The following is a 15,383-nucleotide window of genomic DNA, read 5'->3' as shown; positions in this document are numbered from 1 at the left end:
TGTTAATTATTAAAAATGGCCTTTAATAAAACTTGAAATGTTTTAAAAGCAAAATAAATTGTAAAAATAATTAATAAGCCGGCAACAGCTAAAAGCATATAAGAAATGTATTCTTTAGGCGTATTTTCAAACTTTTTTAAAGCTTTAAAAGCCATGGTAAGCGTTAATGGAGCAGCTATAAAAAGCCCCACTAAAATGGCTAAGTTCTTTAAACCTTTTGCCAGCAAATTAGTGTTTGTACTCATTATTTAAAGTTTTTTATCGCGTTTCTTACGTTGCCATGTTTTTCTAATAAAATACTGGCAGTTTCTAAGTCTATATTTAAAGCGGTAACTAACATTTTTTCACCTCTTTCTACAAGTTTTTTGTTAGAAAGTTGCATGTCTACCATTTTATTGCCCTTTATTTTTCCAAGTTGAATCATAGCACTTGTAGACAACATGTTTAAAATTAATTTTTGTGCAGTTCCTGCTTTCATTCTAGAGCTGCCTGTAACAAATTCAGGACCTACCACAACTTCTACAGGAAATTTTGCCACAGCACCTAAAGGACTATTTTTATTGCAAGCAATACATCCTGTTGTTATTTCATTGGCATTACAATTTTCTAAAGCAGCAATTACATAAGGCGTTGTGCCAGAAGCAGCAATACCCACAACAATATCTTTACTAGAAATGTTAAAGTTTAGTAAATCTAACCAACCTTGGTTTTTAGAATCTTCTGCATTTTCTACAGCTTTTCTTATGGCAACATCGCCACCAGCAATTAAGCCAACTACTAGTTCATGTGGTACACCAAAAGTTGGCGGGCATTCAGACGCATCTAAAATTCCTAATCTGCCAGAAGTGCCAGCACCAATGTAAAATAAACGACCACCATTTTTTAGCTTTTCTGTAATAGCAATAGTTAACTTTTCTATTTCTGGAAGCACTTTTTCTACGGCAAGTGGTACAGATTTGTCTTCTGTATTTATATTGGTTAAGAGCTCTTTTACCGTCATTTTTTCTAAATGATTGTAATGCGAGTCTTGTTCTGTAGTTTTTGTAAAATTCATGTGTCAAAAATACTGAATTCTACACTAAAATAAGACTAATTTTTTGGGCGTTTTAACGGGCTTTACACTACAATCTTTTGCCCGAAAAAAGGCAAAAGGATTTCCATTGCAATCCCTAACGCGAGCTACTTAAGGTAATTTTTGTAGAGATTTAGTTACGTTTTTTAATAGTAAATAACGTTTAGTGTGTTAAAAATAAGGTAGTTATAAGTAATTTCTCGAATTGATCTAAAGCCGAATTTTAAAATATAGTTAAATAATTTTTCTTACTTTTATTACACCAAATTTAAAGATTTGAAGACTTGGTAAATGTCAACAAACCTTGTAGTTAAGCTCTTTTTTGCTCTAATTTTTATATACATTTTTAGGCACTTGGCTTTCCTTGTTTAATTCAAAATATTTTTCTAAAGTATTGAAAGTATATAAAGTTTTAACGAATATTCCCTCCATAACCTTAACATAATTATCATTTTCAATTCCAAAATATTTAATTGCTTTTTTACAATCCTTATTTGATTCACTAAATGTGTGAGCAATTAATCCAGACCTCAAATTTTGAAGATTTCTTAAAAACTCAAACATATCGGGAGTATTCATTCCTTGTGATTCTAAAAATTTTTCCAATTTCGTAATACTACCTTTAACTTTTGCATCTAAATCTTTGGTTAGCTCTTTTTCATTTAATCTGTCAACTGTTAGTTTTACAATAGTCAATGTTTGCTCACAAAATGCTTTGACATTGTTGGATGTTATTTTGTGTAATGCTGTAAATAGATATTCATCAGTTTTCGATAAAGATTTATATAGTTTCCAACCAAATTTATCTTCCCACTTTTTATTAAAACTCTTATATTTTGATTTAAAAAATAAATCAACCGTTTCAGGTTGCTCCGCCCATTCTCCTTCTATCATTGTCCTATAATAAGTTTGGCTGATATTCATTCCTTCTTTTGGCGGAATATTGTATTGTTTCCAATGAAGTTGTTCTAATTCTGGAAGCATCCTTAAATTAGTAAGAAATACCGGAATATACTCATCTACATTATTATCTATTTTTAATCTAAAAAATTTTGAACCAACGCTAAATCCATCAACTTGATATTTGTTTGGTTCATTGTAATATTTGTTTAAAACTTCTTTTTTGAAATAGGTAACTTTAAAATGATTTCCGTCCTTTTCTCCGCAATCTTTATAAATTAATTCCCCCTCATCGTCGATTTCAGTTATGAAACTTTCGTTTTTCGATTCTCCTAAGTCAAAATGCGATTTTTTTATTTCATTTGGTTTAATGAATACTTTTCCCATTACCCAACTTTGAGTTTTTTCGGATACATTTCTAATTAAATGACTGTAAATAAGGTCGTTTTCTTTTATTAGTTCATCCTTGTGTTTGATGTTCCAATCTGAAGGAATTTCTTTTTGCAATCTCATAAAATCATAGCAAACCACAAAGTTCATATCTCTCATTGTTATATATTCCCTCAAATACTTGATTTTAACTTTAATCAATTTTGGCTCAATAGTAAGTACTTCGTCCAATTCACCATAATCGCTAACATAATAAAATGTGCGGTTTTGTTTGTCATTTCCTTTTTCGTAAAGGCGAAAGTAAAGAACAAATTCTTCCGCTACATCTATATACTTTATAGAAGATTCCTGTAATGAAAAACTTTTGTAAAGTAAAAAAGGTTCTAAACCTTCTTCGTCATTTGATTTATATGTGTTATCTTCATAAACAGATGGTTTTCCTTCACTTCCCATAGAAAGTGGCCAATTATAGTCCTCGCTGTATTTCTCAACTTTGTCGTTTGATATAAGACAACAATATATTCCAGCGAAGTCGTCAATGTCTTTTGAGTCATCTTCATATATTTTTAGCCAACCGTTTTTGATTGAAAACTTGGATTTAATTTCTTTTTTCTTGTCCTCTAAAAGAAAATAATCTTTCTCCATTTTTATTTGTTCAGATTGGTTTTCGTTTTAAACACATAGGATTTTGTGAAATAACAAAATTTAATTTTCAATTTCATTTAAAGTTACAGCAACCGTATTTGTTTCAGATATATGAAAATAACCTAAAGGAAAATTAGTATCTGTTGTATTATTAATAATATTTCCTAAAAGGGTAGAAGGTACTGTTTCAAAAGGGCCACCACCGCCAGTGCCACCTTGGCTAGATAAAATTCTAAAATAATTAAAATAAGCTCTATCAATACCAGATAATTTTATTTCAATTGTTTCTGGAAGTTCAAAATCTTCTGGGTCAAAAAACTCTGATGTTGTAATTACAGCACCATCTGTAAATAAACGATCTGACACCAATGAAAACTCATTTTTAGATAAATTGAATAAGTAAAAGTTTTCTTCATCTGCAAGGTCTAAAAAACTAAGTTGTAATTCAATAACTTCATCTACAAAAAACAACCTGCTTGTTTGCACAATGTTGGTTATCGGATTCGATTTTATTTTTTTTGTAGGAATACTTTTATAGGTTTCATTATTGTAAATAATGGTGAGTTCATAAGCAACATCATCTTCTGGTATAAAATTAGAATCTGCACTATAAAAACCTTCATCATTTTTATTAGAATAATTAATTATAGTGTTGTCTGTTAAATTGGTTACAAAAACAGTAGCACTATTTAATGGTGGTATATTTTCATCAAAAAAATCTGTAGTTAAGGTTAATTTTACATCTGTATCTGCTGTTACAGGACTTTCATTAAAATAAACTTCAAAAGTTGCATCTACCACTAATTTTGGTTCAATAGAAGGTAAATTTACATCTACTACTTTTTCGCAACTGCTTAAAAAAAGTAATAATCCTGCAAGTATATAATATGTTTTTTTCATTTTGTTTTTATGTTATTGTAGACAAAAAGTTAAAACTCTTTGTTAAAAATTAAAGTTATAGGTTACAGAAGGTACAATACCAAAAATAGAAGTTTGTACAGCTTCACTTCTTCTGGTGTCTTCATTTTGTCTAAAAACTATAGAAGCTGCGTTTTGTCTGTTGTATAAATTATAGATTCCAAAAACCCATTCTCCTTGCCATTTTCTATCCTTATTTTTTCTAGGTGTTAAAATAGCAGAAACATCTAGTCTATGAAAAGATGGTAATCTGTCTGCATTTCTTCTATCACTGTCAAACAAAGGAACTTCAATTCCTTCTGGGCCTTCATACAATGCAACTGGGTAATTTGTAGGTTGCCCAGTTTGGTACGTTAAATTGGCATTAAAACGCCATTTTTCATTTAAACGATAACTTGCGTTTACAGAAACGTCATGTGTTTTGTCAAAAGGAGTACTATACCATTCTCCTGAATTTATACCAGGTTCATTTGCGGTTCTTCCTAAGGTTTGTTGTTCAGATCTAGACATAGTGTATGCCAGCCAACCTGTAAAATCTCCTTTATTTTTTTTAAACAATACCTCTAAACCATAAGCTCTTGCTTGCCCGTTTAAAATTACAGTTTCAATGGCATCATTGGCAACTAAATCTGCGCCGTTTATGTAGTCTATTCTATTTTGAATGTCTTTATAAAACGCTTCTGCTTCAATAGTAAACATTCCGTTTTCTATAGTTTTAAAATATCCTACAGCAAATTGGTCTAACAATTGAGGTTTAATATACTTGCCACTTGGTGCCCAAATATCTAGTGGAGTAGGAGAGGCTGTATTGGTTAATAAGTGTAAATATTGTGCCATTCTGTTGTAGCTTAATTTTACAGAACTATCATCATCAATTAAATAAGAAAGCGCAAATCTTGGTTCAAAATTATTAAAAGAGGTAATTACATCATTTCTATCAAATGTTAAGGTTTCCTCTTCTAATCTACTTGCAGATTCATAGGTTTTTGTAGTTTCATTATAAATAACGGCTTGGTCATTGGCGTAAACGTTTAATTCATCTTGTCCTAAGCGGGCAAAGTTGCTAAAACGAATACCATATTGCAGTCTTAGTTTATCTGAAATGGTATGTTCTGCATCTATATATGCTGCAAATTCATTAGAATATTTCTGAATTAATTGTGTGTTTTCAATCGTAGAATCTGGTCTATTTGGGCCAATTTCACCTGGATTAAACTGGCTATAAATGTTGTTTATTCCGTAAGATAGTTTCAGGTCGTTGTTTATAAAGTGATTAATATCATACTTAATATTGTAGTTTGTTATACCAGAATCCCATTCAAAACCAACAAAATCTAGGGTTAATCCATAAAAATAATCGGAGTAAATTAAAGATAAATTAGAGAATATTTTATCAGAGAAAAGATGATTCCATCGCAAATTAGCAACTTGGTTTCCATAAGTATTTACAAAGCTATCATTAATTCCAAATAGATCTTTACCAAAATAACCAGAAAAGAAAAGATTATTTCTATCATTTATTCTGTAGTTAATTTTGGTGTTTAAATCGTAAAAATAGGCTGTATTTTCATTATCGATTAACGGTAAAAATAAATGTGCATAAGAAGATCTACCACCAATTAAAAAAGATATTTTTTCCTTTTTAATTGGACCTTCAATTAACAATCTAGAAGAAATTAATCCAATACCGCCAGTTGCTTTAAACTCTTTACTGTTTCCTTCTTTTTGATAAATATCTAGTACAGAAGATAATCTACCACCATATTTAGCAGGAATACCGCCTTTGTATAACTTAACGTCTTTAATAACGTCTGGATTAAATACAGAGAAAAAGCCAAATAAGTGAGACGAGTTAAAAACAATGGACTCATCTAATAAAATTAAGTTTTGATCTGCTGCACCACCTCTAACATTAAAGCCAGAAGCGCCTTCACCTGCACTTGTTACACCAGGTAAAAGTAAAAGTGCTTTTATAACATCTGCTTCACCTAAAACAACAGGAATTTGTTTAATACTTGCAGAGGTTAATTTGTTAACACTCATTTGTGGTGTTCTAATGTTTAGATTTTCTATGTTACTTTCTATAACAATTTCATCTAAACTTTGTGAGGCTTCTTTTAATTTAAAACTTTTAGTAGTTTTTTCTGAAAGAATAATTTCTTCTGTAATAGTTGTAAAACCTAAATAGCTAATTTGTATTTTATAGGTACCTGTTGGTATGGTAATGGAGTAAAAACCATACTCATTTGTGGTGGTTCCAGCGTTTAACTCGGGGAAATAAACAGAAACTCCTATTAAAGTTTCGTTATTGGCATCGTCATAAATTGTTCCGCTTAAAGTAACTTTTTCTTGACTAAAACTTAAAGAAGAAATTAAAAAAAATAGGAAGAGTAATCTTTTGGGTTGCAACATTTTTGTTTAATTGTTGTTTTAATTTGTAAAACAAAAGTACAACAACAGTATGGTAAGAAAACGTTAAAATAAAAGATTATTGCAAAATTTTAATCGTAAAGTATGTCGTTTACTTCTATTTTTTTGTTCTTCACAAAATCATATAAAGTTAACCTTCTTAAGGTGTAATAGTCTGTCCAAAATTTTTCTAAAGCGTTTAGGTAAGTTAATACAGATCTATCTTGTTCTTGTAGCGCAATATTTAAATCTGTAATGGTAATTTTACCAAGAATAAAACGCTTTTTAGCGATTTCATATCTTTTTAATGCAATTTCTTGTGCTTTTTTAGCGGTTTTTAAAAAATTACGCTGATTTTGCCAATTTAAAACATGCAAATATATTTCTTGTTCAAACTCTTGTTGCTCTATTTTAATGTTGGTTTCTACTAAATCTTTATTTGCTTCTACTATTTTTCTTCTAGACTTAGAAACGCCCCAATCTAAAATTGGTATGCCTAAAGATAAAACAACACTTTGTTGCTGGTTAAAATCGTTAAATAAATTATCAAATTGATTGCCTTGTTGTGCAATACCAAAATTTGCTCTTAGGCTCATTTGTAATCTATTATTTCCTTTTACTTCTGCTACATTTTGTTCTGCTTGTAAACGTCTTCTTCTAAATTCTATAACAGCTTTTCTATTAGATTTAGCTTCTTCTAAAGCTTTTTCTACAGTTGCTGTAAATGTGGTAAGTTCTTTTGGTGTTGCTAATAAAATGTTTTCTGTATCTAAAACAAGGTATCTAGATAAATTTTGTGAAGCTTGTTTTACATTGATTTCATTAGTAATTACTTCGTTTTCTGAGTTTAAGACAGATAATTCTATTTGCAATAAATCGTTTTCTGCAATTTTACCCATTTTAAATCTTCCTTTAGAAATTTGAAAAAGTGTATCTTGATTAGATAAATTTGATTTTGCAATTTTTTCTTGAATTTGTGCTTTTAGCAAGGCAAAATATCTTCTACTTGTATTAAAAGATATTCTTTCCATACGTTCAATAAATTCTCTTTTTGCTTCTTCATAAATTAAGGGTTCTATTTGTTTTTCCCATTTAAAAGGATTGTATAATAAAGAGTTTTGGTTGTAGTTTAAAGAAAACGGAATTACTGCAAAGCCAATTGATTCATTAGGTTCAAACCTATCTATTCTTTCCAAACGAGAACTTACAGAGATTGTTCCGCCGGTTAATGCAATATTCTGATTTAAAGAAAGACTACCATCAAAACTAACTTGGTTAGAACGTCTAAAATCATCAGAACCATCATCTAATAAAATTCGATTAATAGAATTTCTAAATTGTGGTAATGTTGCATCTAAACGCAACTGTGGCAAAAATCTGGCTTTGTAATTTCTGTAGCGCCAATAACTTGCTTGGTTTTGATTTACCAATGCTTTGTATTCTGGAGATGCTACTTGCGCTATTTTTATAGCTTCATCTAAAGTAATAAAGCGTTTTTGTTGACTGTAGATCAAACTAGTAAAAAGAAATAAGCAATATATAAATGTTTTTTTCATAATGTTATTCATGTCTAATAGCTTCTATAGGACTTTTACTTGCTGCAGATTTTGCTGGAGCAATACCAAAAATTAAACCAATTAATGTAGCTACAAAAAAGGAAAGTAAAATAGAACTTAATGATAAAATAGTTTCTATACCTGTAGTTATTTGTAAAATGTAGGATGATAAAACGCCTAAAATAATACCTATAATTCCGCCACCAATACTAACCAAAACAGATTCTGTTAAAAATTGAAGAATAACATCTTCTTGTGTAGCACCAATGGCTCTTATAATACCAATTTCTTTGGTTCTCTCTAAAACAGAAGCCAACATAATATTCATTATACCAATACCACCAATTAAAAGAGAAATACCTGCAATAATGCTTAGTACGATATTAAAAATTTGCTTTGTTTTTTGCTGTTGTTTTAAGAGTTGAATTGGAATAGAAATTTCAAAATCTAACACATCATTATGCCTTCTTTTTAACATTCTACTTAAAACGTCTGCCGTGGCGTTAAGTTGGTTAGAATTATTTACTTGAACAACCAACTTGTCTAATTGATGATAATTACCTCTAGGAATTCTTTTTTTAGGACCTTGATTGTTTCCGCTGATAAATATCATGCTACCACCACCGCCAAAGTTTAAAGGTTTGTCTATAATGTTTTTGCGATCTTTAAATCTTACTAAAAAAGTTTTTAAAGGAATATATACATCTTGATTTAAGTCTCTAATGCCTAGGTTTTCTTGTGCAGAATCTGATATAAATTTTTCTTCAATAACACCAACCACTTGTAACCAAACATCTTTTACTTTAATTCTTTTGCCAATAGCGCTCTCTCCTGTGAATAATTTTTTTTCTATTTTTTTACCAATAATGCATACGGGTAATGCATTTTCTTCTTGTATGGCAGAAAAGTTTTTTCCAATTTCTATATTAATGTTTGATGTTTTAAAATAGGTTTTAGAAACACCAATAAGTTTTACAGGGTTTTGTCTTCCTTTTTTTATTACATAAGTTTCTAATATAATTTCTGGACTAACAGTTTTTATAGAAGGAATGGTTTTTTGTATGCTGTGCACATCTAATAAATCTAAACCTTTAGAAAAACGCTTTGCTTCTGTTGCGTTGCCATCGTTTTCCTCTTCAGAATTATCATCTTTTTCATCTGATATAGGCGTAATTACAATATTATTTACGCCAACCAGTTCTAACTGCGCTAAAATTTCTTTTTCGGCGCCATTACCAATTGCCAGCATTGTAATTACTGCAGCTACACCAAAAATAATACCTAGAGAAGTTAACAGCGTTCTAACTTTATTGGTTAAAATTACGCGCACAGCCTCACTAAAATTAGACTTTAATTTTTCTATATAGATTTTATTGAACATAGAAAAACTAGTTTAATTTAGCAATTTCAGTTTTTTCTAATCCTTCTGGTTTATTTAAATAAATTTCATCTCCTTCAGACAAACCATTGGTTATAATTACAGCATCGTTATTAGAATCTCCTAATTCAACCTCTTTTTTATCGATTGAAAATCCAGACTTTTTATAAACATAAGTCGTTTCATGTTCAGTAAAAATAGCTTCTAAAGGTACGCTTAAAACATCTTTACGTTCAAAAGTTAAAATTTTATTAGAAGTAGTCATTCCAGGTCTTATATTTTCATTCGTTTCCGATAGTTTTATCAATACTTGAAAAACTTTTATATCAGAACCTCTTTTGTTTTCGCCAACATTAGCTACATCTGTAACAATACCTTTTAATTCTACATCTGGAAAAGCATCAAAACCAACCTTTACAGGTAGTCCTTTTTTTACCTTTCTTATATCTACCTCATTTGCATAAGTTTTAGATTCCATTTTAGTTAAATCTGGCAATGTGGCAATAGAAGTTTGCCAAGGACTTATAGAAGAGCCTACTTTTTTCTTAGAACCGTCCCAATTTTTATCATAAGTAATCATACCATTACCATCAGAATAAATGGTAAAAGATTTTAATAGATTTAGTAAATCGTTTAATTCTTTTCTTATTTTAGAAACTCTGGTGCCAACTACAACCATTTTAGCGTTGGCTTGTCTTTTTTTAATTTTATAGTTTTCTTGTTTTTCTCTAAAATCGCGCTCTAATTTTTCTAATTGATTTTCTAACTTTTTGATGGTAGCTGGTGGCTCGTATATAGATTGTTTTAGTTCTAACTTGGTTTCTTCCATATTAAAACGTAAATCTTTAAGCGCGTTTCTTTCTTGTTTTAAAGAAAGTGTAGTGTCTAATTGTTGTTGAGTGTATTTAGATTCTTCTGCCTCTAAATTTAACCTTGCATCTAAAATAAGTTCGTTTACGCCAGAAGGATCTAATTTACCTACATAATCTCCTGCCTTTACAACAGTACCTTCTGGCACTAAATCTTGTATTTTGATTTCTCTAAGTCTAAATTTTCTTAGATTTGAAGGTCCTGTAATTTTTTTAAGACTTGTAGATTGTGCTTCACCAGAAGTAACTACTTCACTTAGAAAATTGCCTTTTTTTACTTTTGATGTTAAATAAATGGCATCACTAGAAGATGGTGAAAAGTAGCTATAAGCAACAAATACAATAATAGCAATACAGGCTATAATTATAGCAATTTTCTTCTTACTCATTATACGTTTGGTTTAGTTAAAACCAAATCTAACCAAAAATGAGAGCCAATTGGCTCTCATTAATGTTAATATCTTTATAAAGTTATAAAAACTAGTTGCTTAAAATGCCATTTAATAATGTATTAGGACGCATTGCATTGTTCGCCAATTCATCATTTGGTTGATAATAACCTTTAATGTCTACGGCAGATCCTTGAATTTTGTTCAATTCTGCAACAATACTTGCTTCATTTGCTATTAATTCTTTATAAATTATAGAAAATTCTGCTTGTAAATCTGTGTTTTTAGATTGATTTGCCAATGCTTCTGCCCAGTATAATGCCAAATAAAAGTGGCTACCTCTGTTGTCTAATTCGCCAACTTTTCTTGATGGAGATTTTTTATTATCTAAAAATTTATCAGTGGCATCATCTAATGTTTCTGCTAAGATTAAAGCTTTATCATTATTTGTAGAATTACCTAAATGTTCTAGAGAGACAGCTAGTGCTAAAAATTCTCCTAAAGAATCCCATCTTAAATGGTTTTCTCCTAAAAACTGCTCTACGTGTTTAGGCGCAGAACCACCAGCACCAGTTTCAAACAAACCACCACCATTCATTAAAGGAACAATAGATAACATTTTTGCAGAAGTACCTAATTCTAAAATAGGAAATAAGTCTGTTAAATAATCTCTTAATACGTTTCCAGAAACAGAAATCGTATCCTCACCTTTTTTAATTCTTTCTAAAGTAAAGTGAGTTGCTTCAATTGGAGATAAAATACGAAGATCTAAACCTTCTGTATTGTGGTCTTTTAAATATGTATTTACTTTTTTAATAATTTCAGCATCATGCGCTCTATTTTCATCTAACCAAAAAACTGCAGGTGTTTCAGAAGCTCTAGCTCTTGTTACTGCTAGCTTTACCCAATCTTGTATTGGAGCGTCTTTAACTTGACACATTCTCCAGATGTCTCCTTGTTCCACTTCATGAGAAATTAAGGTAGATCCGTTTGCGTCAATTACATTTACAGTTCCGTTAGCAGCAATTTCAAAAGTTTTATCATGAGAACCATATTCTTCTGCTTTTTGCGCCATTAAACCAACATTTGGCACAGTTCCCATTGTTGTTGGGTCAAAAGCACCATGTTCTTTACAAAAATCTATAGTTGCAGTATAAATACCTGCATAAGAACTATCTGGTATTATCGCTTTTGTGTCTTGTAATTTTCCTGCTTTATTCCACATTTGACCAGAAGTTCTAATCATTGCTGGCATAGAAGCATCTATAATAACGTCAGAAGGTACATGTAAATTGGTAATTCCTTTGTCTGAATTTACCATAGCCAAATCTGGTCTATTGTTGTAAATTTCTTGAATATCTGCTAAAATTTCTGCTTTTTTATCTGCAGTAACTTCTTCTAAGTTTCTTAATAAGTTACCAAACCCATTATTTACATCAACACCAATTTCGTTAAAGGTTTCGCTATGTTTTGCAAATAGATCTTTAAAGAAAATACGCACTGCATGACCAAAGATGATTGGGTCAGAAACCTTCATCATAGTTGCTTTCATGTGTAAAGAAAGTAAAATTCCTTTTTCATGTGCATCGTTAATTTCTGTTTCTAAGAAATTTAGCAATGCTTTTTTACTCATTACAGTAGCATCTATAATTTCTCCATCTAAAAGGGCTACATTTTCTTTTAAAACGGTAGTTTTTCCGTTGGTGTCTGTATGTTGTATGCTTATAGAAGTTGCGTTAGAAATGGTAACAGATTTTTCGTTATGCGCAAAATCTCCAGCTTCCATAGTAGCCACGTGTGTTTTAGAGTCAGAAGACCAAGCACCCATAGAATGTGGGTTTTTACGAGCGTAATTTTTAACAGCCTTTGGTGCTCTTCTGTCAGAATTTCCTTCTCTTAAAACAGGATTTACTGCAGAACCTTTTACTTTGTTAAACAAAGCTAAAACTGCTTTTTCTTCTTCTGTTTTTGCTTCTTCAGGATAATCTGGTATGGCATAACCTAGCGCTTGCAACTCTTTAACGGCTGCGTTTATCTGTGGTACAGATGCACTAATATTAGGTAGTTTAATAATATTTGCTTCTGGTTTTTTTGCCAGTTCACCCAATTCAGCTAAAGCATCTTCTACTTTTTGATCTGCTGTTAAGTATTCAGAAAAGTTTGCTAAAATTCTTCCAGCTAAAGAAATGTCTTTTACTTCAATTGCAATATTAGAAGATTTTGTAAATGCTTCTACAATTGGTAAAAAAGAACGGGTAGCTAAGGCAGGTGCCTCATCTGTTTTTGTATATATTATTTTAGCTAATTTGCTCATATAACTTGTGTTTTTAAACGTTGTAAATTGTAATGAGCTTTCAAAAAAAGGATTGCAATTATTTGAAAGCGAGCAAATTTAAGAATTTTTGTTGATTTTAATGTTGGTAAAATCCTATTAATAAGGTAGTTTTATTACAATATTAACAATATTTGAAAGCTATTTTACACGAAGTTTAAAATAAGATTGTTTTGTAGTAGATTATTAAATTATTTCCTTTAAAAGCAAAAAATAACTTTAGTTAATAATATAATAGAAAGTGTGTGGCATAATAAAAAAAAGCGTTGTGATTATTCACAACGCTTTTAAATATTATAGAAATTGAAGTATTATCTTCTTTTTTCAGTAATTCTAGCTTTTTTACCAGTAAGACCTCTAAAGTAAAAGATTCTAGCTCTACGAACTTTACCTCTTTTATTAACTTCAATTTTTTGAATAGAAGGTAAGTTCACTGGAAAAATTCTTTCTACACCTACAGTACCAGACATTTTTCTGATTGTAAACGTTTCTGAAAGACCAGCGCCTCTTCTTTGAATTACAACACCTCTAAAAAACTGAGTTCTAGATTTGTCTCCTTCTTTAATTTCATAATAAACAGTGATAGTATCACCAGCAGCAAATTCTGCAAATTCTTTTTTTGTTACAAATTCGTCTTGTACAAATTTTATTAAAGATTCCATATCTTTTAATTTAAATAATTTTGTAAAACAACATTCACGATTTCTTCGTCAGAGGTTAATTTAGCGGTTGCAAAAGTAGTACTTTTTTTTAGTTGATAAAATTTTTAGCTAACTATTTTTTATTTAACTAAAATGCTTCTTTATAGTAAATTAACTGTATTTTTTACAGAAAGAAATAATAGGATTATTACTCCTTTAATAAATCTGGTCTAATTTCTTCGGTTCTTTTATAAGCTTGTTCGCTTCTCCAATCATCAATTTTAGGAAAATTACCGCTTAATAAAATTTCAGGCACTTTGTTTCCTTCAAAATCTGCAGGTCTTGTGTAAACAGGTGGCGATAATAAATTGTCTTGAAAAGAATCTGTTAATGCAGATTGTTCATCACCAATAACACCAGGAATTAAACGCACAACTGCATCTACCAAAACTGCAGCTGCTAATTCGCCACCAGTTAGCACATAATCTCCAATAGAAATTTCTTTAGTAATATACAAATCTCTAATTCTTTGATCTACACCTTTATAATGTCCTGTTAAAATTAAAATGTTTTTTTGTAAAGAAAGTGTGTTTGCTGTAGATTGATTTAGTGTTTTCGCATCTGGAGTCATGTAGATAATTTCATCATAAACACGTTCTGCTTGTAGTTTTTTTATACAGTTTGATATGGGTTCTATCATTAAAACCATGCCAGCGCCGCCACCAAATTGGGTGTCGTCTATTTGTTTGTAATTTCCTAAACCAAATTTTCGTAAATCATGAATTACAATTTCTGCCAAACCTTTTTCTTTGGCACGCTTTACTATAGAGTGGTTAAACGGACTTTCTAATAAATCTGGAGCAACTGAAATGATATCTATTCGCATAACGCAAAAGTATATTTTAAAAACTGAATTTTAGAGATAAAAAGTAAAGTGTTTTAAAAACTAAAAACTAAAAACTAAAAACTAAAAACTAAAACTTATTGTGGGTACCAATTCCATTGCACAACTTCTAAAGCTGGGTTTTTAGCATTTACCAGTTCTTTAAATTTTGCAACATCGCTTAAACCAGCTGTTCCTCTATAGTGGTAAGGATATACTTGTTTTGGAGAAAACGCTAAAACAGCATCAATAGCACTGTTAACTGTCATTGTGTAAGGTAAATTCATGCAAACAAACGCTTTGTCTATATTTTTAAGATTACGCATTTCTGGTATATCTTCTGTATCGCCAGAAAAGTAAATGCGCTCATTATTAATGGTAAAAACATAACCATTTCCTCTTCCTTTATTATGGAATTTTAAGGCCTCTTTTCTTAAATTATACATGGGTATAGCCTCCAAACTAAAAGTTGTAAAATCTTTTTCTTCACCATTATTAAGCACAATAATTTCTTTTGCTTTTACTTGATTAATTTTATCAGCAACCGCCTTTGGAGCTATAATTTTGGTTTCCATTAAATCTAAAGCGTTTAACGTTTTTAAATCCATATGATCTCCATGAATATCTGTAATTACAACAAATGTTGGTTTTTGAAACCTTTTAAATGCTGCTGCACCTCCTGTTGGGTCTAGGTAAACTACTTCATCATTAAAAGTTAATACAGCTGTTGCGTGCGAAATAGGAATTATTTGTAAATCTGATGTTATTGATTTTTGGTTTACGCCAGCTGTTTCTAATGCTTTAGATGTTGTTTTTACGCTGTCTTTTTTACATGAAAAAAATAAAACAGTAAAAAAGCATACAATAAATAGGTTTTTAATCATTTTAAATGTTTTTTAGTTTTCAAAGGTAAAAATATTAACAATAAACGGGTGAAATACTGTTAAAATGTTTTGTTAAACAATTAAGAATAATGCTTGTGAAAATTATATTTTTTCTAT

The 15,383-nt window shown here is 30.2% G+C and carries 12 protein-coding genes; all 12 read right to left on the bottom strand.

Annotation, left to right across the window (positions count from 1 at the left end):
• Positions 1 to 2 precede the first annotated feature (2 nt).
• Positions 3 to 245 carry a DUF6095 family protein gene (locus tag Q0762_RS08460; protein ID WP_298765961.1) on the bottom strand — a complete coding sequence of 81 codons (243 nt, stop codon included), beginning with the start codon at positions 243 to 245 and terminating at the stop codon, positions 3 to 5.
• Positions 245 to 1,054: an N-acetylmuramic acid 6-phosphate etherase gene (gene murQ, locus Q0762_RS08455; RefSeq protein WP_298765959.1), complete on the bottom strand. Its 810-nt coding sequence runs from the start codon at positions 1,052 to 1,054 to the stop codon at positions 245 to 247. Before murQ ends, Q0762_RS08460 begins: the two co-directional genes overlap by 1 nt.
• 345 nt (positions 1,055 to 1,399) lie before the next feature.
• Entirely contained in the window at positions 1,400 to 3,007 is a 1,608-nt protein-coding gene (locus Q0762_RS08450) for a hypothetical protein (protein WP_298765957.1), read from the bottom strand.
• Positions 3,008 to 3,067: 60 nt separating this feature from the next.
• Positions 3,068 to 3,907 (bottom strand): DUF4249 family protein, encoded by an 840-nt coding sequence (locus Q0762_RS08445; protein ID WP_298765955.1) that lies wholly within the window; start codon positions 3,905 to 3,907, stop codon positions 3,068 to 3,070.
• Between the two features lie 42 nt (positions 3,908 to 3,949).
• On the bottom strand, positions 3,950 to 6,337 hold the full coding sequence (locus tag Q0762_RS08440) for a TonB-dependent receptor (protein ID WP_298765953.1): 2,388 nt from the start codon (positions 6,335 to 6,337) through the stop codon (positions 3,950 to 3,952).
• Between the two features lie 89 nt (positions 6,338 to 6,426).
• The gene (locus Q0762_RS08435; protein WP_298765951.1) at positions 6,427 to 7,890 is read right to left on the bottom strand and encodes a TolC family protein; all 1,464 of its coding nucleotides are present in this window, start codon (positions 7,888 to 7,890) and stop codon (positions 6,427 to 6,429) included.
• 4 nt (positions 7,891 to 7,894) lie between these two features.
• Positions 7,895 to 9,271, bottom strand: a complete 1,377-nt coding sequence (locus Q0762_RS08430) for an ABC transporter permease (protein WP_298765949.1) — start codon at positions 9,269 to 9,271, stop codon at positions 7,895 to 7,897.
• Between the two features lie 7 nt (positions 9,272 to 9,278).
• Positions 9,279 to 10,526, bottom strand: a complete 1,248-nt coding sequence (locus Q0762_RS08425) for an HlyD family secretion protein (protein WP_298765947.1) — start codon at positions 10,524 to 10,526, stop codon at positions 9,279 to 9,281.
• A 91-nt stretch (positions 10,527 to 10,617) separates the two neighbouring features.
• The gene (locus Q0762_RS08420) at positions 10,618 to 12,840 is read right to left on the bottom strand and encodes an NADP-dependent isocitrate dehydrogenase (protein WP_298765945.1); all 2,223 of its coding nucleotides are present in this window, start codon (positions 12,838 to 12,840) and stop codon (positions 10,618 to 10,620) included.
• A gap of 329 nt (positions 12,841 to 13,169) precedes the next feature.
• Positions 13,170 to 13,520 carry a 50S ribosomal protein L19 gene (gene rplS, locus Q0762_RS08415; RefSeq protein WP_298765943.1) on the bottom strand — a complete coding sequence of 117 codons (351 nt, stop codon included), beginning with the start codon at positions 13,518 to 13,520 and terminating at the stop codon, positions 13,170 to 13,172.
• 187 nt (positions 13,521 to 13,707) lie between these two features.
• Positions 13,708 to 14,385, bottom strand: coding sequence for a tRNA (guanosine(37)-N1)-methyltransferase TrmD (gene trmD / locus Q0762_RS08410; RefSeq protein WP_298765941.1), 678 nt, complete (start codon positions 14,383 to 14,385; stop codon positions 13,708 to 13,710).
• A gap of 95 nt (positions 14,386 to 14,480) precedes the next feature.
• Positions 14,481 to 15,266 carry an MBL fold metallo-hydrolase gene (locus Q0762_RS08405; protein ID WP_298765939.1) on the bottom strand — a complete coding sequence of 262 codons (786 nt, stop codon included), beginning with the start codon at positions 15,264 to 15,266 and terminating at the stop codon, positions 14,481 to 14,483.
• Positions 15,267 to 15,383 lie beyond the last annotated feature (117 nt).

It is taken from the genome of uncultured Polaribacter sp., from assembly GCF_947495205.1.
Lineage (GTDB): Bacteria > Bacteroidota > Bacteroidia > Flavobacteriales > Flavobacteriaceae > Polaribacter.
Note: the sequence above shows the minus strand (reverse complement) of the source record. Positions and strands in the feature narration are given on the sequence as shown.

Bases quoted from the DNA above. Each gene is read 5' to 3' on its own strand.
- Q0762_RS08460 (WP_298765961.1), bottom strand. From the start codon at position 245: ATGAGTACAAACACTAATTTGCTGGCAAAAGGTTTAAAGAACTTAGCC.
- murQ (WP_298765959.1), bottom strand. From the start codon at position 1,054: ATGAATTTTACAAAAACTACAGAACAAGACTCGCATTACAATCATTTA.
- Q0762_RS08450 (WP_298765957.1), bottom strand. From the start codon at position 3,007: ATGGAGAAAGATTATTTTCTTTTAGAGGACAAGAAAAAAGAAATTAAA.
- Q0762_RS08445 (WP_298765955.1), bottom strand. From the start codon at position 3,907: ATGAAAAAAACATATTATATACTTGCAGGATTATTACTTTTTTTAAGC.
- Q0762_RS08440 (WP_298765953.1), bottom strand. From the start codon at position 6,337: ATGTTGCAACCCAAAAGATTACTCTTCCTATTTTTTTTAATTTCTTCT.
- Q0762_RS08435 (WP_298765951.1), bottom strand. From the start codon at position 7,890: ATGAAAAAAACATTTATATATTGCTTATTTCTTTTTACTAGTTTGATC.
- Q0762_RS08430 (WP_298765949.1), bottom strand. From the start codon at position 9,271: ATGTTCAATAAAATCTATATAGAAAAATTAAAGTCTAATTTTAGTGAG.
- Q0762_RS08425 (WP_298765947.1), bottom strand. From the start codon at position 10,526: ATGAGTAAGAAGAAAATTGCTATAATTATAGCCTGTATTGCTATTATT.
- Q0762_RS08420 (WP_298765945.1), bottom strand. From the start codon at position 12,840: ATGAGCAAATTAGCTAAAATAATATATACAAAAACAGATGAGGCACCT.
- rplS (WP_298765943.1), bottom strand. From the start codon at position 13,520: ATGGAATCTTTAATAAAATTTGTACAAGACGAATTTGTAACAAAAAAA.
- trmD (WP_298765941.1), bottom strand. From the start codon at position 14,385: ATGCGAATAGATATCATTTCAGTTGCTCCAGATTTATTAGAAAGTCCG.
- Q0762_RS08405 (WP_298765939.1), bottom strand. From the start codon at position 15,266: ATGATTAAAAACCTATTTATTGTATGCTTTTTTACTGTTTTATTTTTT.